We start from the raw sequence: 20,218 nt of genomic DNA, 5'->3' as shown, positions 1-20,218 counted from the left end.
CCGGGATAAATCGCTATAATCACGGCTTCCGAGGAGCGCTGCGAGGTCATTCCCACGACCCCAGGCTCGGAACCTGGGTTTGCTCAGGCCAGATTCAACGGCGCTCACCGCTTCAGCAGATATCGTGCGGAACGCCGGTGAGCCAGAAACTCCCCGCCCCCAAGTCTGCCGAAGCGTTGATTGCAACGCCCCGGAGACCTCCCATGCAAGTCGATCGCACCGCCGAACTCAAAGCCCTTCTCGCTCAGCGCATCCTCGTTCTGGATGGCGGCATGGGCACCATGATCCAGCAGTACAAGCTTGGCGAGGCGGACTATCGGGGGACGCGCTTCGCGGATTTCAACCGCGACATCAAGGGCAACAACGATCTGCTGGTGCTGACCCGGCCCGAGGTGATCAGGGCCATTCACCGCGACTACCTCGAAGCCGGTGCCGACATCATCGAGACCTGCACATTCAATGCCACGCGCGTGTCACAGGCGGAGTACGGGCTGGAGGATGTTGCCTACGAGCTGAACGTGGAAGGTGCGCGTCTGGTGCGCGAACTGTGTGACGAATTCACTGCCAGAAACCCCGCCAAGCCCCGCTACTGCGCCGGCGTGCTGGGCCCGACCTCGCGCACGCTGTCGATCTCGCCGGACGTGAACGACCCCGGTTTCCGCAATATCAGCTTCGACGCGCTGGCCGAAGATTATTACCAGTCCGCCAAGGGCCTGATGGAAGGTGGCGCGGACATCCTGCTGATCGAAACCGTTTTCGATACGCTCAATGCCAAGGTAGCTGTCTTTGCCGTGCAGAAGCTGTTTGCCGATCTCGGTCGAACGCTGCCGGTGATGATCTCCGGCACCATTACCGACGCCTCGGGGCGTACCCTGTCCGGTCAGACTGCTACTGCCTTCTGGAATTCGCTGGCGCATGCCCGGCCGATCTCCTTCGGTCTCAACTGCGCCCTGGGCGCCAAAGAGCTGCGTCAATACATCGCCGAGATCTCGGGGGTCTGCAACACTTTCGTTTCAGCGCATCCGAACGCGGGCTTGCCCAACCCGCTGGCAGCGACCGGGTACGACGAAACACCCGAACAGCTTTCTGCCGACATCCGCGAATGGGCCCAGAGCGGCTTGCTCAACATTGTCGGTGGCTGCTGCGGCACTACTCCGGCGCACATCCGCGCAGTGGCTGAAACGGTGGCGAGCATCAAACCGCGTGTCATTCCAGAGATCGAGGTGCGCCAGCGACTGTCCGGGCTTGAACCCTTCACCATCGGCCGCGACAGCCTGTTCGTGAACGTTGGCGAGCGCAACAACGTCACCGGCTCGCGCGCCTTTGCCAGGATGATCATCGAAGGCCGTTTCGACGACGCGCTGGCGGTGGCCCGTCAGCAGGTGGAAAACGGCGCTCAAGTCATCGACATCAACATGGACGAAGCCATGCTGGATTCGAAGGCGGCGATGGAGCGTTTCCTCAAGCTCATCGCTTCCGAACCGGATATCTCGCGTGTGCCGATCATGATCGATTCCTCCAAGTGGGAGATCATCGAAGCCGGCCTGAAATGTATCCAGGGCAAGGGCATCGTCAATTCCATCTCGATGAAGGAAGGCGAAGCTGCGTTCCTGCATCACGCCAAGCTGTGCATGCAGTATGGCGCAGCCGCCGTGGTGATGGCTTTTGACGAGCAGGGTCAGGCGGATACCTACCAGCGCAAGATCGAGATCTGCCAGCGTGCCTACGATCTGCTGATGACAATCGGCTTCCCGCCCGAAGACATCATCTTCGACGCGAACATCTTCGCCATCGCCACCGGCATCGAAGAGCACAACAACTATGCCGTCGACTTCATCGAGGCCGTGCGCTGGATTCACCAGAACCTGCCGCACGCCAAGACCAGCGGTGGCGTGTCGAACGTGAGTTTTTCCTTCCGCGGCAATGATCCGGTGCGCGAAGCGATCCATACCGTGTTCCTGTACCACGCCATCAAGGCCGGTCTCAGCATGGGCATCGTCAACGCCGGCCAGCTCGGCGTGTATGACGATCTCGAACCGGCGCTGCGTGAAAAGGTCGAGGACGTGGTGCTCAACCGTCACCCGAATGCCGGCGAGGCTCTGATTGAGATCGCCACCACGGTGAAGGGGCAGGCCAAGGAAAACGTGCAGGATCTTGCCTGGCGCGAGTGGCCGGTCGAGGAGCGCCTGTCGCACGCGCTGGTCAAGGGCATCACCCAGTTCGTAGTCGAAGATACCGAAGAAGTGCGTGCCAAACTGTTCAGCGAGGGCAAGCCTCCGTTGGCCGTGATCGAAGGTCCGCTCATGAACGGCATGGGCGTGGTGGGCGATCTTTTCGGTGCGGGCAAGATGTTCCTGCCGCAGGTAGTGAAATCCGCCCGGGTCATGAAGCAGGCCGTTGCGCATCTGATTCCGTACATCGAGGAAGAGAAGAAGCGCACCGGCGCTGCCGCCAAAGGCAAGATCATCATGGCTACGGTAAAAGGCGATGTGCATGACATCGGCAAGAATATCGTTGGCGTGGTGCTTGGCTGCAACGGCTACGACGTCATCGACCTCGGCGTGATGGTGCCCTGCGAAAAGATTCTCGCCGCCGCGAAGGAGCACGGTGCGCAGGCCATCGGCCTGTCCGGCCTGATCACCCCTTCGCTCGAAGAGATGAGCTTCGTTGCCGCTGAAATGCAGCGTCAGGGCTTCACGGTGCCGCTGATGATCGGTGGCGCCACGACCAGCCGCGCACATACCGCGATCAAGATCGCCCCGCACTATGAACATCCGGTGGTTTACGTGCCGGACGCCTCGCGTGCCGTCGGCGTGGTGACCAGCCTGCTCTCCGAAGGGCAGCGCGAAAGTTACGCGGCTGAAATTGCGGCAGACTACGAAAAACTGCGCCAGCAACATGCGGCCAAGACTGGCGTGAAGATGGTGTCGCTGGAGGCCGCGCGTGCCAATCGCTTCAAGTGGAATGCTGACGCCAGCTATGTGCCGGCCAAGCCTTCCCGGACCGGCATCCAGCGTCTGCGCAACATCGATCTGGCCACGCTGGAGCAATACATCGACTGGGGTCCCTTCTTCCAGACCTGGGATCTGGCGGGGGCCTACCCGGCCATCCTCAGTGACAAGGTGGTGGGCGAGACCGCGACCAATGTGTTCAACGACGCGCAGAAAATGCTCAAGCAGGCCATTGCCCAGCAGTGGATCGAGGTGCATGCCGTGTTCGGCCTCTATCCGGCGGCCGCGCAGAACGACAGTGTGCTGATCTACAAGGACGAGTCCCGCTCCGAGGTGATCGCCCAGTGGCACGGCCTGCGCCAGCAACACGAGCGCCCGGCCGGTAAGCCGAACTACTGTCTCAGCGATTTCATTGCCGATGCCGACTCCGGCGTGCCGGATTACATCGGCGCCTTCGCCGTCAGTGCCGGGCGCGGCCTGGAGAAGAAGATTGCCGAATACGAAGCGGTGCACGACGACTATCACGCCATCATGCTCAAGGCGATCGCTGACCGCTTCGCCGAAGCAGCTGCCGAATGGCTGCACCAGCGTGTGCGTACTGATTACTGGGCGTATGCTGCCGACGAAAAGCTGGATGTCGCAGCCCTGATCAAAGAGCAGTACCGCGGCGTGCGCCCGGCGCCCGGCTACCCGGCCTGCCCGGACCACACCGCCAAGGGCGAAATCTTCAGGCTGCTCAACCCGCAGGAAGCCATTGGTCTGGAACTCACCGAAACCTTTGCCATGTACCCGGCTGCGGCCATCAGCGGTTTCTACCTTGCCCACCCGGATGTGCAGTACTTCGCGGTGAGCAAGATCGGCGAAGACCAGTTGAAGGACTGGGCGCTGCGGGCGGGGTTCTCGGAGGCCGAGGCGAAGCGCTGGCTGGCACCTGTCTTGTAGGCCACGTGTCGGGTTGGCTTCGGGCGGAACTTCTTCGGATCCATCACCGGCTGCGCAGCCTCAAGACTTCCAGACTGCGCAGTCGTTTTCCCTCGTGAAACTGGGGGGCTAATGCCCTGCTGGTCTTCGCAAGGCTGACTGTCCTCATCAACGCGATGAAGCTGTTAACGACACAAGCCCCTCCCGAATTTCCCGGTGAGGGGCTTGTCGTTCCGATCAGATTGGTACGTTTACTTCAATGCGGTGACGTCTGCAGGGGTGACCAGGCAGCTCTTGCTCTTGTCTTTCCAAGCCTGACCGATCTTTGGCGAATCCACTCCGCTGCCGTCTTTCGCCTTGTCAATTCCTTCAAACTCTTCGCAGATCGGAGGGGTTGATTCGACCTTGCCGCTTGCCGGTGCCTTGTAGCCTTCTACTTGCAGGCCGCTGATCGTCACTGTGTCGATGGTCGAGTTGTAACGATACTTGGAGTTCACCCCGGCAATCGAGCTGAACGGGCCATGCGCGTAGACATTGCTCATCGTAATCGTGCGTGGGCCGATGTTGCCGGAGCAGTTACCGCAGGTGCGGACGATCTTGCCAGCCTTGCCGGTAAGCGGCTTTGGAGTGGAGGACGTGGCGGGCACGATGTAGAAATGCGAGTTCGAAATACTGACTTTGACGTTCTTCTGATTCACCTGGATGAATTTATCCGGCTTCTTGCCATAAGCCAGATCAGTGCTCATGGTGTTCTTGAAGGTGCTGCCCTTGATGTTGAGCGTGACACCGTCTGCACGGGTGCTGATCGCGTCTTCACAGACTTCATCAAACGTCACGTTTTCGACGGAGCAGGTGCCTGACCAGCACTGGATGCCCTTGCCCGCTTTACCCTGTGCAAACTTGGCATTGATGATCTTGGCGTTGTAGAGCTTGATGATCGGCGCCTGATTGTCATCGTCGCCGTTGCACCAGCCGCCACTGATGTACTGCCCACCGCAATCCACGGTTTCATTTGTAAAGGTTGCACCAGCCACGCAGCGGGAATTGGCGGCCTGTGCCATACCTGTGCCCAGAAGCATTGCACACAGCAGTGCCGCTTTTGAAAAACCATTCATTTTGTCTACTCCAGCTTCAAATTTATAGATAATTGTCGTTTCGAACAAAATGGGCGTTTTAATAAAGGCTCGCCCGTTTTGTTCGCGATCAGTTTTCCCTGAGTAGTGAATCGGGTCAACATCCGAATCAAAAAGTGACATCTTTTTCTGTTGAGAAGGAGCTATCACTTTGTGCTTATTGAGCGGATTTTGTTGGATCAACAGTAACGGCTGGATGGCGGACCCTCGTTGCCCCGAGAGCGATGACATGGCATCGTTGCTGCATTGGCAGCGCGGCTGCCGAATGCCTTGCCATCTCCCGGAGCGCTGGATTGACTGCTGCCATGACCCGTCAGAATCAGTTGCTGAGCCGTTTGCTGGATCTCATCCGGCAGCACGATCCCCTGCCATGCCTGTCCTTGCGGGCGGTGCATGCGCACACCATCAAGGCTTTCGAGGTCACCGAGCCGGTGATCGCGCTACCTTTGCAGGGGCGCAAGCGGGTGCTTGACGGAGACCGCTGGATTTCGGTGGAGCCGGGCGAGATCTTCCTGGCAACCGGGCCGCGTTCGGTGGATGTGGAGAACATTCCGGATGCGCAGACCGGGGAGTATGTGGCAATCGGTATCGGGCTCGACAAGGCGGTATTGGAAGCCGCGCGGCACCTGATGCGGGAGCGGCCGAAAGGCGAGCCGGGGCAGATTGCCTCGGTGCCCATCGGAGATCTGTGCGAGCCGCTGCTGGCGTGGTGTGACGCCTTGCGTGCTGGCGAAATCGCGATGGCCTGCCATGCGATGCAGGGCGTGGTGATGCGCCTGCATGCGATGGGTTATCACAGCCTGTTGAGTGTCAGCCCGCCGACACTGGCTTCGCGGATTCGCGGCATGGTGCTGGAAAGCCCGGCGCGGGAGTGGAGTTCGAGTGATATCGAGGCGGCGCTGGGCATGAGCGGCGCCAGTCTGCGCCGACACCTGGCCGCCGAGGGCGCCAGCCTGCGCGAGATCATCGTGGATGCGCGTCTGGCGCATGCGCTGAACTTGTTCTATACCACGCGTCTACCGATCAAGGCGGTCGCGCAACGCGTAGGCTATGCGTCGGCGACGAGCTTCAGCAAGCGCTTTACCGCGCGTTACGGGGTTGAGCCTTCGCGTGTCGGTAATGCCTGAGCGATTCGCGAGCGAGTCTGAGCGTTTCGCGTGAGGGTCGGGCTGTATCTTTCACCTGTACCGGACACCTTCGTTCCGGACAATCCCCGAAGGAGATTCACGTGACACTGTATTCAATCCTCACGCGCTCACGCAAGACCCTGCTTGTCGCCGCGGCGCTGCTGGCTGTTGCCGGTCTGACTGACGTTGCCAGCGCGGCTGCACCGGCGGCACAGAAAACCCAGGTGCCCGGTTACTACCGTTACGCCGCAGGTGATCTGGAAGTCACCGCACTGTATGACGGTTATGTCGATCTGGACGCCAAGCTGCTCAAGGGCATCAAGGCTTCGCAGGTGCAGACCCTGCTGGCGCGCATGTTCCTGGCCGACATCAAGGGCGTGCAGACTGCCGTCAATGCCTATCTGGTGAATACCGGTGAGCACCTCGTGCTGATCGATGCGGGCGCGGCGAGCTGCTTTGGCCCCACCCTGGGCAAGGTGGTCGATAACATCCGCGCCGCCGGTTACAGCCCGGACGCGGTCGATACGGTGTTGCTGACCCACCTGCACCCTGATCATCTGTGCGGCCTGCTGGGTGCGGATGGCAAACCGGCCTTCACCAAGGCGACGGTCTGGGCCGCGCAGGAAGACGCAGATTTCTGGCTCAGCGAGAAAATTGCGGCGGCTGCGCCGGAGGGTAATCAGCCCTTCTTCAAGATGGCGCGTGACACGCTGGCCCCCTATCAGGCGGCGGGAAGCTTCCGTACTTTCAAGGGCGGTGATACGCCGCTGGCAGGTGTGAGCGTGCTGCCCACGCATGGACATACGCCGGGTCACACGTCCTACCTGTTCAGTTCGAAGGCGCAGAACCTGCTGATCTGGGGTGACATCGTGCATAGCCATTCGGTGCAGTTCCTCCATCCGGAAGTGTCGATCGAATTCGATACCGATCAGAAGGCAGCGATCGCATCGCGCAAGGCGCTGTTCCAGAAGGCCGCCAAAGCAGGCTGGGGAATTGCCGGTGCACATCTGCCCTTCCCGGGGCTGGGGCACATCCGCAAGGATGCGCAAGGCTATGCCTGGGTGCCGGTGGAGTTCGGGCCGATCCGTACGGATCGCTGAGGCATCCGCCCTGCAGGGTGGCCGGTGCGCCACCCTTTTTTCGCCTCGACAACCGGAGAGCATTCCTGATGAAGCAACACCGCTATCGCATTACCGTTGAACATCTGGCCGACGCGAAGGGCGAGCCTTCCACTTACGCAGCGCCCTTGCAGTTCGAGGCCGGCAACCATGATGACCTGTTTGCCATTGTCGAGCGCATGCGCGGGCGCGGCGATTTCGATGCCGACACGGCGGCTGCGCTGGCCATTGGCCTCAAGCTGTTCAGCGAGGTGATGCTGGAGAACAAGGCACACCCGCTGTTTGCAGGTTTCAAAGAGCATTTCGGGCAATTCATGCAAACGCTGAAAAAAGGCCCCGCTGTGGATTGAGTGCTTCTGCAGCAGGCTGTCCGCCAAGCCGCTACGGGTGTGCATCTTCAGCTGCATGCCGTGGATCGTCGCGCGCTGCCTTGGTTTGCGGCGGGGCTCCTTGCAGATCAAGGCTGGAAGCGGCTTTTCAGCGAGGAGGCAGGGCAGGCGGTGAAGCCGCGTCTTTGCGGCACAATGGCGGCCTTTGTGTCTCCGGATTGGCTCCTCATGCTTTATGTTCTGCTGGCTGCCTGTTGCAGCGTGCTGGTCTCCGTGCTGCTCAAGCTGGCGCGCCGTCATGACATCGATGTGGCGCAGGCCGTTGGCTGGAATTATCTGGCCGCCTCGGTGTTGTGCTGGTTCCTGTTCAAGCCGCAGTTTGGCAGCCTGATCGAGCCTTATGCACCGAAGCTTTCGCTGCTCGGGCTGGGCGTGATGCTGCCGACGCTGTTTCTCGTGCTGGCGGTCAGTGTGCGCAGGGGCGGTATCGTGCTGACAGATATTGCTCAGCGCCTGTCGCTGCTGCTCTCGCTGCTGGCCGCTTTTCTGCTCTTCGGTGAAACCGTCAGTGCCCTGAAGCTGGCAGGGCTGGCGCTGGGGCTGCTCGCCGTGCTGGGCATCCTGTGGCGGCCGCAGGTGGCCGGGGCGGCGGGTGGCGCAGTCTGGCCCGCGCTGCTTGCAGTGTGGGCGGGCTTCGCGCTGATTGATGTGATGCTCAAGCAGATCGCCGCGGCCGGTACGCCGTTTGCGGATTCCCTGCAGGTGAGTTTCGGCATTGCTTTCGTCGGCATGGCGCTGTGGCTGGGAATCCGTGCCGCGCTGGGCCGGGGGCGGCTGACCTTGCGCAGCGCGCTGGCCGGGCTGCTGCTGGGCGCAGTCAATTTCGGCAACATCCTTTTCTACGTGCAGGCGCATCGCGCGCTGTCCGCCCAGCCGGCGGTGGTGTTTGCGACGATGAACATCAGCGTGGTGGTGCTGGGTACGCTGGTGGGGGTGTTCGCCTTCCGTGAGCCGCTGTCGCGCCTGAACCGCGCAGGGATTGCGCTGGCCATCCTCGCCATCGGCCTGATCGCGCTGGGACGGGCCTGATTCAGCGGCGTGCCGTCATCGCCGCGCCAGCCGAGGCGGCGACGATCATCGCGATGGCGAGCATCTGTAGCGTCGTGAGCCGCTCGCCGAGCAGCACGGCGCCGGCCAGAGCGGCGATGGCCGGTGAGGCGCTGACCACGATGCCGAACACGCGGTGTGGCAGGTGGCGCAGTGCGCGCATCTCCAGTGAAAAAGGCGCCGCACTCGACAGCACGGCGACCAGCAGTCCGCTGGCCAGCGTGGCTGGCGCAAGTAGCTGGCTGCCGGCGCTGGCGATGCCCAGTGGCACGGTGAACAGCGCGGCGGTCAGCATGCCGCAGGCGACCGCTTCACCGCTGGGGATGTGGGCGACGCGCTTGCCGAACACGATGTAGGCGGCCCAGCAGACTGCCGCGCCGAACGCCCAGGCCACGCCGAGCGGATCGAGGGCGTCGGCATGCTGGCGGATCGGCAGCAGGATGGCGAGGCCGGCCAGCACGCAGGCGAGCCAGGCGAAGTCCGGCAGCCGGCGCGAGGCGCAGAGGCTCACGACCAGCGGGCCGGTCACCTCGATGGCGACGGCGAGGCCGATCGGAATGCGGGCGAAGGCAAAGTAGATCAGCAGATTCATCCCGCCCATGCACAGGCCATACAGGGCGAGATTCATGCGCTCGCTCCATGTGCGGCGGATGCGCCAGGGCCGCCACAGAGCGAGCAGGATCAGTGCCCCGAGGCCGACGCGCAGCGCAGTCATGCCCGGAGCACCGACGCTGCTGAAAAGCTGCTTGGCGAAGGCTGCGCCGGTGTTCACCAGAACCTGAGCGAGGGCGACTTCACCGGCAGCGAGAAGTGGGGCGCGGGAGTGAGACATGGCTGCTTGAAGAGGCGCACAGGGCGGGCCTGTGCGGCAAGGGTGGCTGGAGAGGCCCGCCGGGCGCGCCTCTCCGGAATGCTCAAGATTTGCTCTGTGCGCTGGCGTCCTGCGCCGCCTTGCGGGGTTCCGGCAGCTGTTCGCGCGCCGGTGCGCCGGCGCTGAGCCCGGCGAGATCGCTGGCGACGACGCGGGTGCGGGCTGACAGGCCGCCGGTGATCTCGCACTTGCCGTCCTGGTTGCGGCCCAGCTCCACCTTGATCGTCTGCAGCGTGCCGTCGTTGCCCAGGGTGAACACCCGGTCGCCATCCGTGTCATGGCGGATCGCCGTGGCCGGGAGCACCAGTGCGCGGCGCTTCAGGGTGAGGGTGCCGCCCACGCGTAGACCGGCCTTGAACGCGGTGTCGACAGGCAGGTCGATGTAGACGACGCCGGTGTGGGTCTTGATGTCGACCGTCGGCGAGACACGCCGCACGCGGCCCTTCACCTCGTCGCCGAGCGGGCTGTCGATCAGCGCTTCCTGGCCCGGCTCGATCTTCAGCAAGGTATCGCCCTTCACCTCGGCACGCCATTCCAGGCGGCCGCCGCGAATCAGGCGGAACAGTTCGGCGCCGGCGCGCACCAGATCGCCCTCGTCAGCCGCGCGGGCAGAGATCAGGCCATCCGCCGGGGCGACGAGTTGGGCCGAGGCGAGCTTGATCTGCTGGGCCTTGACCTTCGCCTGGGCGACGGCGAGGCGCGCGGTGGCGGTCTGTTTCTGTGTCTCGTACTGAGTCAGGTCCTGCTGGCTGACGCCGCCCGAGGCGGCCAGGCGCTTGGCGCGGCTGAGCGTGGCCTCGGCCTGGGTCAGGGTGGCCTGCGCTTCCATCAGCTGGGCGTTGATGCCTTCCAGTTCTGCTTCGACGCTGGCGGTGTCGAGCACCGCCAGCACCTGGCCTTTCTTCACCATGTCGCCAACATCCACTTCGACGCTGAGCAGGCGCAAGCCGCCGGAATCGGTGGTGACGCGCACCTCCTGCCAAGGCATCACATTGCCTTCCATCTCGATACGCTCCGGCCACACTTCCACGCGCGGGCTGATCAGCACCACGCCGGGCGGCAGGGGCGCGGCGGAGACGACCGGTTCGGCGGCGCCGGCGGAGCCAAGGCTGCATGTGGCGACCAGGAGGGCAAGAATGGATTTCGGGATGCAGGGAGACATGGCGGGGCTCATGAACTGACGGGCTGACTTGCAGGAGGTTTGGCGGGCGTGCCCGGGGTGGGCTCGGGTGCGTATTGCGCCGCGCCACCGGTGGCGCGGTTCAGGGTGATCCAGGCCTGCAGCCGCTCCTTCTGCACGCCGAGCAGGGTCTGTCGGGCGTCGAGCATGGTGCGGCGGGCGTCTTCGAGTTCGAGCAGGTTGCTGGCCCCTTCACGGTAGCGCTGTTCAACGGCTTCGAAGAAGTGCTGGTACTGGCTGGCCGCGACGCGGGCATTGTCGGCTCGTTCATTGGCAGCGGCGTAGCGGGTCAGGGCGTTTTCGATTTCCTGGATCGCGTCGCGGGCTTTGGCCTTGTAGGTCGCCAGCGTTTCGTCATAGCGTGATTCGGCTGCCTTGACGGCGGCGGCGCGGCGCCCGGCATCGAAGACCGGCAGGCTGATGGTCGGGCCGAAGGACCATGAGCCGAAGGACAGGTAACCCGCACTGTTGCTGCCGCTGGTGGAGTAGCCCAGCGAGCCGGCCAGGGCCAGACGCGGGAAGCGGTCGGCCACCGCCAGACCGATGTCGGCCGAGGCGGCTGCCAGGCTGCGTTCGGCGAAGCGCACGTCGGGTCGCTGCAAGACGGCCTGGGTCGGCACGGCGATGTCGAAGCGCTTCGGCTCCGGCAGGCGGTCCAGCCCGGTTGGCCGCACGGCCAGCACCTGCGCCAGCGCCGGGCGGAGAATGCCGGTCAGCCGCGTGATCAGATTTTCGAGTTGCTGGCACTGCGCGCGCGTCTCGGCCAGCCGGGTGCGCGCTTCTGCCACCGACGCCGCGCTGCGGATGCCCTGATAGGGCGCGGTGAAGCCGACCTCGATGCTGTCGGCGGTGAGCTTGCGGGTCGCCTCGCGCGAGGCAACGTCCTGCTCGCTCAGTGCGAGGTTGGACTGGCAGGCGCGATAGCTCAGGTAAGCGTCGGCCACGTCGGCGGCGAGGCTGACGCGGGCGTCGGCCAGGGTCGCGCGCTTGGCTTCCTCACGGGCGGCCGCGCCTTCTTCGCCGCGTCGTACGGCGCCGAAGAGATCCAGTTCCCAAGACGAATTCAGCCCCAGCCAGCGCTGGTTGCCCGGGCCGCTGTCATCCGACGAGGAGCGTCGCGTGCCGGCTTCGGCGTCCGCGCCCGGCAGGGCTGCGCTCCTGGCTTCGCTGTGCAGCGCGCGCGATTCGTTGAGGCGGGCCAGGGCTGCTTCCAGCGTCGGGCTGTTGTTGAAGGCTTCGGCGACCAGACGGTCGAGCGTGGCGTCACCGAGCTCACTCCACCACTGTGTCGCCGGTGCCGTGCTGGCCGTCGTGGCGGCGCCGGGCGCGTCGATGGGCGAGGTCCAGCGTGCCGGCACATCGTGGGTGGATAGTTGCGGCGCTTTATAGTCCGGGCCGAAGGCCTTGCAGCCGCACAGCAGGAGGGTGAAACACAGCGCGCCCGATCTGCTGCGGGGCGCGATACGACTGAACATGCGTGATCCTTTGGGTTGGCGTGGCTGGGCTGCGGCGCCGGGAACAGAAGCTGGTTGGTCTGCGCGGATGGGGCAGAGTTCCCCGCCGGGGCAAAACCGTCCTGCAAGATGCGACCTTGATTGCGGAGTGTCAAGCCGGACAGGTCCGGTGGTGAAACGGGCGAGGCGGCGGGATGGGGTTGCGGAGGTCTTGCACGGTTCGCGCAGCAGCTGTATCGACACGGCGCTGGAGAGACCGGTCAAGCCTGTCTGTCCGGAATGCCGTTTGCTGCAGGCAAAAAAACGGGGCCGCTTGCGCGACCCCGCCAGGCGCAGCGATTCGCTCAGAGGGCCTGCAGGAAGTCGCGGACTTCGAGCAGGATGAATTCGTTGTCGTCGGCCTTGTTCGGTTCGCGGCTGCTCGAGAAGGGCAGGTTGTTGTCGTTGCCGACGATGATGTGGGCCGCATCGACGACGTCGACGTTCTCGATGGTGAAGAAGGGGAAGGCCAGCGCGCCGTTATCCAGCGGCTTGCGGGCGAGCTTGCGCGGATCGGCGATGTTCAGGAGATCGATGTAGCCGATCTTGCGCAGCGGGCCGCCGGCGTTTGCGTCGCTCAGCTCGATCTTGTAGACGCGCTTGAATTTCGCCGGATCCTTGAAGCAATGGGTGGTGTCCATGCTGCCGGCCGGGCAGGCCTGCATGCCTTCGCCATTGTCGCGCTCGATGATGAGGCCGGTGCTGGCGTCGATCATGTTGAAGTCGCCGATGGCCAGCCCGTTCTGCTCCAGCACGTATTTCCAGTGGCGACCGGTCCACTTCTGGGCGGCTACGTCGAATTCCAGCACGCGCAGGGTGTCGCGGCCGTCGAGCTTCTCGAAGTCCCTGGTGCTGGCGTCCCAGACCGGGCCTTCGAGCAGGGCGTAGAGCTTGCTGCCATCGGGCGAGGCGGCCATGCCTTCGAAGCCCTTCGAGCGACGGATCTCGAAACCGCCGCTGGCGTTCGGTGCTGCAGGCGAGCTGACGTAGGGATTGTCGGGCGAGCGCACGGGTTTGCCGTCGACCAGGGTTTCGAACACGCCGAGAACCTTGCCCTTGAGATCGGCCTTGATCAGCCAGGGGCCGAGTTCATCACCGATCCACAGTGCGCCGCCGGCGAACTGGAAGCTCTCGGTATCGAAATCGGCGCCGGTGAGGTAACGCTTCGATGTGCCTTCATGCACGATGCGGAAAGGTACTTTCTTGTCCGGATCGTGCAGGAAGATGGTGCCCAGATGCCGGGTTGTGCCGTGCGCGAAATCGAGGCGGTAATGATTCAGGTAAAGCATGCTGTCGGGCGAGTTGGCCTTGCTGCCAAAACCGTTGTCGGTGAGCACCCAGTAGCTGCCATCCGGCATGTGCTTGATGCCGGAGTGGCCTTGCAGTGGCTGGCCTTTGAAGGGCAGCGAGAGACCGGTCGGGCGGTTGGCCGAGAGCCCCTCGATACTGCCGACCTGCTCGACGCGTTTGCCGGTGGTGTATTTGCCTGAAACCTTCAGGTCGGCCGGGGCGTCTGCGGGTGCGGCGATGAAGCCTTGCGCCGGCATCACGACATGACCGGCGAGGGTGGCGGGGAAGGCTGCGTTGTCGGCGGCGTGGGCCGCGCTGCCCACGCAGAGGCAGGCGAAGAGAGTGCTCAGGATCGGGCGCATGATGGTGTGCAGGGTCGGAGAATGCGGAAGCCGCATTCTCCGACGCCGACCGTGACGCGCAGATGACCGGATAATGTCGTCTGGATGACGCCATGCGCGGCGTCCCGGCAGACGTGGCCGATGTGAAGCGGGCCGGACTTACTCCGTCAGGGCGACGTAGACGTTCTGCACGTCATCGTTCTCGTCAATCGCGGCGAGAAAGGCTTCGACTTCTTCCAGTGCCTCAGGGCTCAGGCTGGCGGCGCTGACCGGGTTCTTCGGCCTGTAGCCGAGCTTGGCGGAGAGCACGTTGAAGCCGTGAGTGCCGAGCGCCTTGCTGACCAGATCCAGCTCGGTCGGGTCGGTGTAGAAGAGGGTCGTGCCCTCTTCGTCGCCGGGTTCCAGATCCTGCGCGCCGGCTTCGATGGCGGCCTCTTCGGGGTCGGCACCGGCGGCGAGCGGGGCGGCTTCGATCATGCCGAGATGGTCGAAATCCCAAGCGACGGAGCCGGAGGTGCCGAGCTGGCCCTTGCGGAACAGCACGCGCATTTCAGGCGCGGTGCGGCGCACGTTGTCGGTGAGGCATTCGACCATCACCGCGACCTGATGCGGTGCGAAGCCTTCGTAAATGACGTGCTCGAAATTGACCGGTTCGTCAGTCAGGCCGGCGCCGCGCTTGATCGCGCGCTCCAGCGTGTCCTTGGGCATCGAGGCCTTCTTGGCCTGCTCAACCGCTAGGCGCAAACGCGAGTTCATCGACGGATCGGCGCCGCCGCGTGCGGCCACAAGGATTTCCTTGACCAGCTTGCCGAAGACCTTGCCTTTGATGTTGGCGGCGATGTCCTTGTGTTTGGCTTTCCACTGTGCGCCCATGACGCGTGCTCCTGGCTGTAAATGATTGAAGATGTGTGTAGAGGGGGCCTGAAGACCCGCTACCGGCAAGGCTTTTCAGGCATGTGCCGCGCGCTGCCGCTTGCCGTCTGCCTGTACAGCCAGGCCGCCCCGGGAACGAGGCGCAGCGCGGCTGTACAGAGGAGGTTAAAACGTCCAGCCGTACCAGCCGTCGCGCAGCGGGCCGGGGGTGACGGCGGCGATTTCGGCGCGGGCCTGCAGCCAGGCGACCAGTGCGCTGCGGTCTTCTTCGCTGGTCGAACCGCGCTGGGCGGTCACCAGTCCGTCGGTCTTGCTGATTGGCAGGCGGCCGCCGAAGGCACTCAGGGCCAGACCACGGGCTTCGGTGAAATCAATGAAGGCGTGGATGAATTGCTCATAGGCGGCGTCTTCCACCGGGGCCTTGAATTCCAGCGCCAGTTCAAAGGCGAGTTCCTGGAACTCGGCAACACAGAGTTTCTTGCGCTGGCGGGTGTTGAGGCGGCGGATGCAGCGGCGCGAGGTAGGCTGAAGGCGAGACATGCTGAGTTTCCTTGAAGGTGGACTGCTGCGCATTCTGCCACGCATCCCGCCTCACCCTTCAGGCAATTGCGCAGGAAGAGGCCCGGCTGGCTCGCCACGCCTGCGGGCGGCATGGGATAATCGCGCCTCCTCCAGAGTGGCTGTCCGCCACGGGCGGCGCTTCCTTCTTGCGGGTTTCCGGGGGCGCGGCTTGATGATTCATGAGCCCAGCCTTTCTCTTCAGGAGCATGCATGTTCAGCTATTGGCTGGTCCTCGCCGTGGCCGTCGTCACGGAAATCCTCTGGGCCATGAGCCTCAAACTCATTCAGCAGCAGCCCGGCCAGTGGTGGCCGATCGCTGCGTCCGTCTGCCTGACCGCAGTGAACATGACGCTGCTGTCCTTCGCCATGCGCGGGATTCCCGTCGGCGTGGCCTATGCCGTATGGACCGGTCTGGGCGCGGTGGGTGTGGCAATCTTCGGCGCCGTATATTTTGGCGACAACCTCAATGCCGGCCAGATCGCCTCGATGGCGCTGGTGATCATCGGTGTGGTGGGCATGAAACTGACAACCACCTGAGTGACGACCACCCGAGTGACGACCACCCGAGTGACGACCGCCTGAACCGCCCGGCGCGCGCCCGATCCGCCTGTGCGAAGATGCGCGTGACAACAGGCGCCGGACATTTGCCGGCAAGCCGGAAGAGGAGACGGGGATGCGCAGGATCATCGTGGTGACGCTCGCGCTGTTGGCGCTGGCCGGGTGCAGCAAACCGGCCGACCCGGATCTGGCCGAGCAGGCCGTTCCGCAGTTTCACATGGCGTTGATCGACGGGGATTTCGACGGCATTTACAGCCGCGCAGCAGGTGAGCTGAAGCGCAGCCAGTCACAGCAGGAATTCGTGCGTTACCTGCAGGCAGTGCGGCGGACGCTGGGCGAGGTGAAGGGCGCGGAACGCACGGCAACGAAGGTGGCCGGCCGGCTGGTGACTCTGACCTATACGTCGAACTACGCCAACGGCCTGGCTACCGAAGAGTTCGTGATTCGTGCGGACGAGAATCAGGAGCCGGTGCTGGCCGGCTATCGCGTGCTGACGCCGGCGCTGAAGTAGCGTGGCCTAGCGGTTGCTGGCCGCCAGTTTGAGTCCGAAGCCGATCAGTGCCAGCCCGGCGAAGCGGGTTGCCAGCCGGCGGGCAAACGGCCAGCTGCGCAGCCGCCCGGCGATTGCGTTGCCAGCCAGCACCAGCAGGCTCTGGTAGGCCAGGCTGATCAGGGTGACGTGAGCCATCATCGCTGCGAGCGTGCTGGCGGGCGAATCCGGACGCAGGAACAACGGGAAGAAGGCGACGAAAAACAACACGACTTTCGGGTTGGTGAGGCTCACGGCGAAGCCTTGGCGGAAATATATCCAGGCGGAGCGGAGGGGCTCGGCTTTCTGTGCCGTTTCGTCGATCCGGGCGCGCAGCAACTGCACGCCCATCCACACCAGATAGGCGGCACCGAAGGCTTGCAGGGCCTGAAACAGGATCGGATTGGCGTTCATCACGGCGGCCAGCCCGGCAACGGCGGCGAGCATGAACACCATGTCTCCGAGCAGGGTGCCAAATACCGCGCCAAAGCCGGCGCGGATACCGTTGCGTGCCGTGGCATTCAGGATGGCGATGGTGCCCGGCCCGGGAATGAGCTGGAAGACGAGTATGGCGGCGATGAAACTGAGGTAGTTGTGGATCTGGAACATGGGCTCACTCTCCTTGCCTGCCGGATCATGCTCCAGTCCGCGCCGCTTGACTACATTTCAGGGCGTCCTGCTTGCACAGCCGCATGGGGTGAGCCTGGGCGCGATGCCTGCTTGCAAAGCGTCGTCAGAAGCGGTTCTCCGGCATGCATAAATAAAAAAGAAGCCCCTGATGGGGCTTCCCGGATTCCGTTGGCGGTTCATCAGGCGGGCCGCTTGATGTGCTTGTAGTCGTGGCTGCCCAGGCGGGCGTAGCGATGCAGGATGAAATCGGCAACGACGACATCGCCGGTTTCTTCCTTGGGCGGGCGGGTGACGTTGAGGCGTTCCGCGAGGAACAGGCGCCCCAGCATCAGGCTGCGCCATTCTTCGCCGCCCATCATCGCGTAGAAACGCGTGCGTTCCAGACGGGCTTCGCGCAACAGACGGATCGCTTCGCGGGGCGGGCCGCTCATGATGCTGGCCAGGGTCATCCGGTTGACGACGGCAGTATCCAGCGCTTCGTAGAACGCGCGGGTCTGGGCGCCGCTGAAGGATTGGTAGTGACTGTGCCAGTCATTGCGATGCAGGGGGATCAGATCAGTCTGTGGCTGGCTCAGCCAGTACAGGTTCCAGGCCTGAGCATCGCCGTACTTGTGCATCAGGCGGAAGATGCAGTGCTCCGTGTCGGGCAGGGCGTAATAGTCCGGCGAACGCGGTGCGTACATCACGATGCCATTCCAGAGTCTCATTGCCGTGCTCCCGATGCCGGCAGGTGGCCAATCACCTGCGCTTGAGTCTGTTAACGGCCGGAAGGCGGATGGGTTGAGATCGAAAGGGGCGGGAACGGTAGTAATTTGTTACGAGCGCAGCGTGTCAGACCGGCCTGACGGGCTTGTTGCGGTGCAGAACAACAACCTGGCTGTCTTTGGCGGAGCTTGGGCCACAGCTGTTGCAGCTGCCGCAGCCGCTGGAGCAGCTGGCCGGATCGCCGAGAAGCTTGCCGCCCAGCGTCTTGAACCAGGCAGGCAGGAGGGTTGCCTGCAGGCGATTGCCGAGGCGCGCGAACAGACGCGGAGCGGCACGGCGCAGGGCAAAACCGATGCTGGCGGCGATGATCAGGCCGACCAGCACGGGTTCGATGAAGGCGTAGGTGCTCATGCCAGAATCAGCGTCAGGCGATACACGATCAGGGAGGCCAGATAGGCCAGCCCGACGAGCAGCGCGGCCCAGAAAGCGGTGGCGCGCCAGGAGTTGGTTTCGCGGCGGACGACGGACAGGGTCGCCAGACACTGCGGTGCAAACACGTACCAGGCGAGCAGCGAGAGAGCGGTAGCCAGCGACCACTGGCTGGCGAGTGCGGCAGAAAGCAGCTGTTCGGCCTGACCTTCCGGTGCGCTGATGGCATAGACCGAGGCCAGCCCTGCCACGGCGACTTCGCGAGCGGCAAGGCCGGGAATCAACGCGACGCAGATCTGCCAGTTGAAGCCGATCGGTTCGAAGATCACGGCCAGCGCGTGTCCGATGTGGCCGGCGAAGCTGTACTCGATGGCCGGGCGGGTCCAGTCGGCAGGGGGCGTCGGGAAGGTGGACAACACCCAGAGCAGCACGGAGAGGGCGAGAATCAGGGTGCCGGCACGGCTCAGGAAGATCATGCCGCGCTCTTTCAGGCCGATCAGCACGTCAAGCGGGTTGGGCAGACGCCAGGCCGGAATTTCCAGCATCAGCGCCTGTTCTTCGTTGTGACGGCCGAAGAAGCGGGCGATCCAGGCCACGCTCAAGGCGCCGAGGATGCCGGCCATGTACAGGATGAAGAGCGTGAGGCCCTGCAGATTGAACATGCCGCCGATCGTGCGATCCGGAATGAATGCGCCGATGAGCAGGGCATACACGGGCAAACGGGCCGAGCAGGTCATCATCGGCGCGACCAGGATAGTCAGGAAGCGGTCGCGCTGGTTCGGAATGCTGCGTGCCGCCATGATGCCGGGGATCGCACAGGCGAAACTGGACAGCATCGGGATGAAAGCGCGTCCGGACAGACCTGCGCCAACCATGAAGCGATCCAGCAGGAAGGCTGCGCGCGGTAGATAGCCTGACTCTTCGAGCACGAGAATGAAGAAGAACAGGATCAGGATCTGCGGCAGGAAGACCAGCACCCCGCCGACTCCGGCGATGATGCCGTCGACCAGCAGGCTGCGCAGCAGGCCCTCCGGCAACTGGCCAGCGAGGCTTTGTCCGAGCCAGCCGATGCCGGACTCTATGCCGTCGGAAAACGGTCCGGCCCACGCATAGACTGACTGGAATACCAGCAGCATCACGACCGCAAGGATCATCAGCCCCATAACCGGATGCAGTACCCAGCGGTCAATTGCCGCATCCAGCGGACTGGTTGGATCCGGCATGTGCACGGCGCGGGCAAGCAGGTGGCGTGCTTCGGCGTGCAGATCCGTTTCCGCGGCAGAAGAAGCCGGCGGCGTGATGGGGTGCTGTGCGTCCAGTGCGGCGATCAGTGCAGCGGCGCCTTCGCGGCGTACGGCGATGGTCTCGACGACCGGGAATCCGAGTTCCTGCTCCAGCACTTTGGCATTAATCGTGATGCCGCGTTTACGGGCGGCATCGGCCATGTTCAGGGCCAGCACCATCGGTCGGCCAAGACGCTTGAGCTCGAGAACGAAGCGCAGGTGCAGGCGCAGGTTGGTGGCGTCTGCCACGCACAGCAGAAGATCCGGCTGGCGTTCATCGGGATGCAGACCAAGGCAGACATCACGCGTGACGGCTTCATCCGGGCTGGTGGCATTCAGACTGTAGGCGCCGGGAAGATCGAGAATGCGGATTTTTCGGCCGGACGGCAATTCCAGCCTTCCTTCCTTGCGCTCGACCGTGACGCCTGCGTAGTTTGCGACCTTCTGGCGACTGCCGGTCAGGCGATTGAACAGGGCGGTCTTGCCGCAATTCGGGTTGCCGACCAGCGCGATCGATTTGGGCAGGGCGAGAACGGCTTCAGACATGTTGTACCTCGATCCGGGCTGCTTCGCTGCGGCGCAGCGCAAAGCGCGTAAAACCGATCTGCACCAGGATCGGATCCGCTCCGAACGGCCCCAGCGCGACCAGACTAACGGGCTCGCCAGCGACAAAGCCGAGGTCACGCAAGCGGGAGGCAATGGGATCCGGCTCGGTCAGGTTGCTGACCGCAACAACGGTGGCACGGGTGCCCAGAGGAAGATCGGAAAGATGCATGATGCAGCGCCTGA

At 63.7% G+C, this 20,218-nt stretch carries 19 protein-coding genes and 1 riboswitch; of the genes, 7 read left to right on the top strand and 12 right to left on the bottom strand.

Annotated features, from left to right (window positions below; genetic code table 11):
* Nucleotides 1-24 precede the first annotated feature (24 nt).
* Nucleotides 25-113: riboswitch (S-adenosyl-L-homocysteine riboswitch) on the top strand.
* Nucleotides 114-203: 90 nt separating this feature from the next.
* Entirely contained in the window at nucleotides 204-3,893 is a 3,690-nt protein-coding gene (metH, locus tag Q9Q94_RS02675) for a methionine synthase (protein WP_305978473.1), read from the top strand.
* Nucleotides 3,894-4,123: 230 nt separating this feature from the next.
* Here the strand turns inward: metH and Q9Q94_RS02670 are convergent, their stop codons facing one another.
* Nucleotides 4,124-5,236 carry a pectate lyase gene (locus Q9Q94_RS02670; protein WP_305978472.1) on the bottom strand — a complete coding sequence of 371 codons (1,113 nt, stop codon included), beginning with the start codon at nucleotides 5,234-5,236 and terminating at the stop codon, nucleotides 4,124-4,126.
* Between the two features lie 74 nt (nucleotides 5,237-5,310).
* Here Q9Q94_RS02670 and Q9Q94_RS02665 point away from each other — a divergent pair, with 74 nt between their 5' ends.
* The 4 genes from Q9Q94_RS02665 (at nucleotide 5,311) to Q9Q94_RS02650 (ending at nucleotide 8,668) form a co-directional block, all read left to right on the top strand.
* A complete protein-coding gene (locus Q9Q94_RS02665; protein WP_305978471.1) occupies nucleotides 5,311-6,132 on the top strand; it encodes a helix-turn-helix domain-containing protein in 822 nt (273 codons plus the stop codon).
* Nucleotides 6,133-6,233: 101 nt separating this feature from the next.
* Nucleotides 6,234-7,232, top strand: coding sequence for an MBL fold metallo-hydrolase (locus Q9Q94_RS02660; protein ID WP_305978470.1), 999 nt, complete (start codon nucleotides 6,234-6,236; stop codon nucleotides 7,230-7,232).
* A gap of 68 nt (nucleotides 7,233-7,300) precedes the next feature.
* Nucleotides 7,301-7,600, top strand: a complete 300-nt coding sequence (locus Q9Q94_RS02655) for a DUF3861 domain-containing protein (protein WP_305978469.1) — start codon at nucleotides 7,301-7,303, stop codon at nucleotides 7,598-7,600.
* Between the two features lie 207 nt (nucleotides 7,601-7,807).
* On the top strand, nucleotides 7,808-8,668 hold the full coding sequence (locus Q9Q94_RS02650; protein ID WP_305978468.1) for an EamA family transporter: 861 nt from the start codon (nucleotides 7,808-7,810) through the stop codon (nucleotides 8,666-8,668).
* A gap of 1 nt (nucleotide 8,669) precedes the next feature.
* On the opposite strand, the gene Q9Q94_RS02645 is transcribed toward Q9Q94_RS02650, so the two are convergent.
* The 6 genes from Q9Q94_RS02645 to Q9Q94_RS02620 all read right to left on the bottom strand — a co-directional run bounded on the left by Q9Q94_RS02645 (nucleotide 8,670) and on the right by Q9Q94_RS02620 (nucleotide 15,274).
* The gene (locus tag Q9Q94_RS02645) at nucleotides 8,670-9,518 is read right to left on the bottom strand and encodes a DMT family transporter (RefSeq protein ID WP_305978467.1); all 849 of its coding nucleotides are present in this window, start codon (nucleotides 9,516-9,518) and stop codon (nucleotides 8,670-8,672) included.
* Nucleotides 9,519-9,600: 82 nt separating this feature from the next.
* Nucleotides 9,601-10,719, bottom strand: coding sequence for an efflux RND transporter periplasmic adaptor subunit (locus Q9Q94_RS02640; protein ID WP_305978466.1), 1,119 nt, complete (start codon nucleotides 10,717-10,719; stop codon nucleotides 9,601-9,603).
* An 8-nt stretch (nucleotides 10,720-10,727) separates the two neighbouring features.
* Nucleotides 10,728-12,212, bottom strand: coding sequence for an efflux transporter outer membrane subunit (locus Q9Q94_RS02635; protein WP_305978465.1), 1,485 nt, complete (start codon nucleotides 12,210-12,212; stop codon nucleotides 10,728-10,730).
* Nucleotides 12,213-12,535: 323 nt separating this feature from the next.
* The gene (locus Q9Q94_RS02630; protein ID WP_305978464.1) at nucleotides 12,536-13,882 is read right to left on the bottom strand and encodes an esterase-like activity of phytase family protein; all 1,347 of its coding nucleotides are present in this window, start codon (nucleotides 13,880-13,882) and stop codon (nucleotides 12,536-12,538) included.
* A gap of 138 nt (nucleotides 13,883-14,020) precedes the next feature.
* Nucleotides 14,021-14,734: a YebC/PmpR family DNA-binding transcriptional regulator gene (locus tag Q9Q94_RS02625; protein ID WP_305978463.1), complete on the bottom strand. Its 714-nt coding sequence runs from the start codon at nucleotides 14,732-14,734 to the stop codon at nucleotides 14,021-14,023.
* A gap of 165 nt (nucleotides 14,735-14,899) precedes the next feature.
* Nucleotides 14,900-15,274, bottom strand: coding sequence for a YggL family protein (locus Q9Q94_RS02620; protein ID WP_305978462.1), 375 nt, complete (start codon nucleotides 15,272-15,274; stop codon nucleotides 14,900-14,902).
* Nucleotides 15,275-15,505: 231 nt separating this feature from the next.
* Here Q9Q94_RS02620 and Q9Q94_RS02615 point away from each other — a divergent pair, with 231 nt between their 5' ends.
* Both Q9Q94_RS02615 and Q9Q94_RS02610 read left to right on the top strand, forming a co-directional pair.
* Nucleotides 15,506-15,832, top strand: coding sequence for a multidrug efflux SMR transporter (locus Q9Q94_RS02615; protein ID WP_305978461.1), 327 nt, complete (start codon nucleotides 15,506-15,508; stop codon nucleotides 15,830-15,832).
* Nucleotides 15,833-15,968: 136 nt separating this feature from the next.
* Entirely contained in the window at nucleotides 15,969-16,364 is a 396-nt protein-coding gene (locus tag Q9Q94_RS02610) for a membrane lipoprotein lipid attachment site-containing protein (protein WP_305978460.1), read from the top strand.
* A 6-nt stretch (nucleotides 16,365-16,370) separates the two neighbouring features.
* On the opposite strand, the gene Q9Q94_RS02605 is transcribed toward Q9Q94_RS02610, so the two are convergent.
* The 5 genes from Q9Q94_RS02605 to Q9Q94_RS02585 all read right to left on the bottom strand — a co-directional run bounded on the left by Q9Q94_RS02605 (nucleotide 16,371) and on the right by Q9Q94_RS02585 (nucleotide 20,204).
* A complete protein-coding gene (locus Q9Q94_RS02605) occupies nucleotides 16,371-16,991 on the bottom strand; it encodes a LysE family translocator (protein WP_305978459.1) in 621 nt (206 codons plus the stop codon).
* Between the two features lie 200 nt (nucleotides 16,992-17,191).
* The gene (locus Q9Q94_RS02600) at nucleotides 17,192-17,719 is read right to left on the bottom strand and encodes a hypothetical protein (RefSeq protein WP_305978458.1); all 528 of its coding nucleotides are present in this window, start codon (nucleotides 17,717-17,719) and stop codon (nucleotides 17,192-17,194) included.
* 124 nt (nucleotides 17,720-17,843) lie between these two features.
* Nucleotides 17,844-18,128, bottom strand: a complete 285-nt coding sequence (locus tag Q9Q94_RS02595; RefSeq protein WP_305978457.1) for a DUF6587 family protein — start codon at nucleotides 18,126-18,128, stop codon at nucleotides 17,844-17,846.
* Nucleotides 18,125-19,975, bottom strand: a complete 1,851-nt coding sequence (locus tag Q9Q94_RS02590; protein ID WP_305978456.1) for a ferrous iron transporter B — start codon at nucleotides 19,973-19,975, stop codon at nucleotides 18,125-18,127. The genes Q9Q94_RS02595 and Q9Q94_RS02590 overlap by 4 nt, the downstream gene beginning before the upstream one ends.
* Nucleotides 19,968-20,204: a FeoA family protein gene (locus tag Q9Q94_RS02585; protein ID WP_305978455.1), complete on the bottom strand. Its 237-nt coding sequence runs from the start codon at nucleotides 20,202-20,204 to the stop codon at nucleotides 19,968-19,970. The genes Q9Q94_RS02590 and Q9Q94_RS02585 overlap by 8 nt, the downstream gene beginning before the upstream one ends.
* Between the last annotated feature and the right edge of the window lie 14 nt (nucleotides 20,205-20,218).

Source organism: Uliginosibacterium sp. 31-16 (genome assembly GCF_030730865.1).
GTDB lineage: Bacteria > Pseudomonadota > Gammaproteobacteria > Burkholderiales > Rhodocyclaceae > Uliginosibacterium.
The sequence above is the reverse complement of the archived record's forward strand: the minus strand, read 5'-3'. Positions and strand labels throughout refer to the sequence as shown.